The sequence below is a fragment of the Roseococcus thiosulfatophilus genome (assembly GCF_017311575.1).
Classification (GTDB): Bacteria; Pseudomonadota; Alphaproteobacteria; order Acetobacterales; family Acetobacteraceae; genus Roseococcus; species Roseococcus thiosulfatophilus.
In genome coordinates this window covers 1-1114 of sequence record NZ_JAFFQY010000045.1, presented here as the reverse complement: position 1 = coordinate 1114, position 1114 = coordinate 1, and the positions used below count along the sequence as shown (strand labels likewise).

The 1114-nt window shown below is 68.0% G+C and carries 1 protein-coding gene; it reads right to left on the bottom strand.

Annotated elements, in window-relative coordinates:
- Positions 1-7: 7 nt before the first annotated feature.
- Complete coding sequence (locus JTN19_RS14480; RefSeq protein ID WP_206934095.1) at positions 8-997, bottom strand: cyclase family protein; 990 nt, start codon at positions 995-997, stop codon at positions 8-10.
- Positions 998-1114: the final 117 nt, after the last annotated feature.

Genomic DNA, 1114 nt, shown 5'->3' with positions numbered 1-1114 from the left:
TTGAGGGCTAGAAAAGCGCCGCCGGCGCGACCGTGCTGCCGGTGAAGCCGCGCGCCCGCAGCGGCTGCATCACGAAGCAGAATTCGCTCCGCCCCGCCGCCACCAGCTCGTCCAGCTTCATGTTCTCCAGCAGGTGCACGCCATGCACCACCAGCGCGATCTGGTGCACCGGCAGCGAGGCGTGCGGCATGGTGCGCGAGGGTGCGACCTCCACCGGCCAGTTGTCGGCGCCCAGCAGCAGCGGCCCGCGCTCGATCAGCCATTCGGCGGCGGCCACACCCAGCCCGGGACAGCCCGACACATAGCGCGCATTGTCCTGCCCCCACAGCGCGGCCCAGCCGGTGTTGATGAGCATGGCGTCGCCCTCGCGCAGCTCCACGCGCTGGCGGTCGAGCGCCTGCTGGAGATCCTGCGGGGTGATCTCGTAGTCGATGGGCAGGGTCTGCGTGCCCTTCAGCCCCGCGATGTCCATCACCACGCCGCGGGCCATGATGGTGCCGACCGTCTCGACGCCCATCTCGGTGAATCCGCCGCGGCTGCTGATGCCGGGCACGTTCACGCAGTTGTAGGTCTCGTCGCCGATGGTCTGGTGCGGGAAGGCGTCGAGCTGCGTGCCCACCTGCGCCAGCTCCGTGATGACGATCTCCTCGTTGGAGCCGCGGCGGTTGGCCTGCGGGTTCATGAACTGCTGCTTGAGGTGCACGTCGAAGCGCCGCGTGCCGAAGAAGGGCATGGACTGCGTCAGCATATGCCCGATCTCGATCTTGCGGCCCTCGCGGATCATCCGCGCCGCGTCGCGCATGCGCTCCGGCGTCATGTGGTTCATGGAGCCGCGGCGGTCATTGGCGCCCCAGCGCGAGGGGCAGCGCTGGGCCGAGGCGGGCGGCGACCAGCCCCCACTCCCTTGCGCCTGGACGGGCGTCGCGGTCAGCCCCGCATGGGCGGCACCACAGGCCATGCAGGCGCCGAACAGCGCCCGCCGGGAAATACTCCGCATGGCAGTCCCTCCGTTATATTATATCTTTTCGGCCGTGACTTGGCCGAATAAGAATAAGAACAACAGAGGCAAGTCCACCAAGGCATAACGCCGTAACGCGGGCAGTTCAAAACCTGG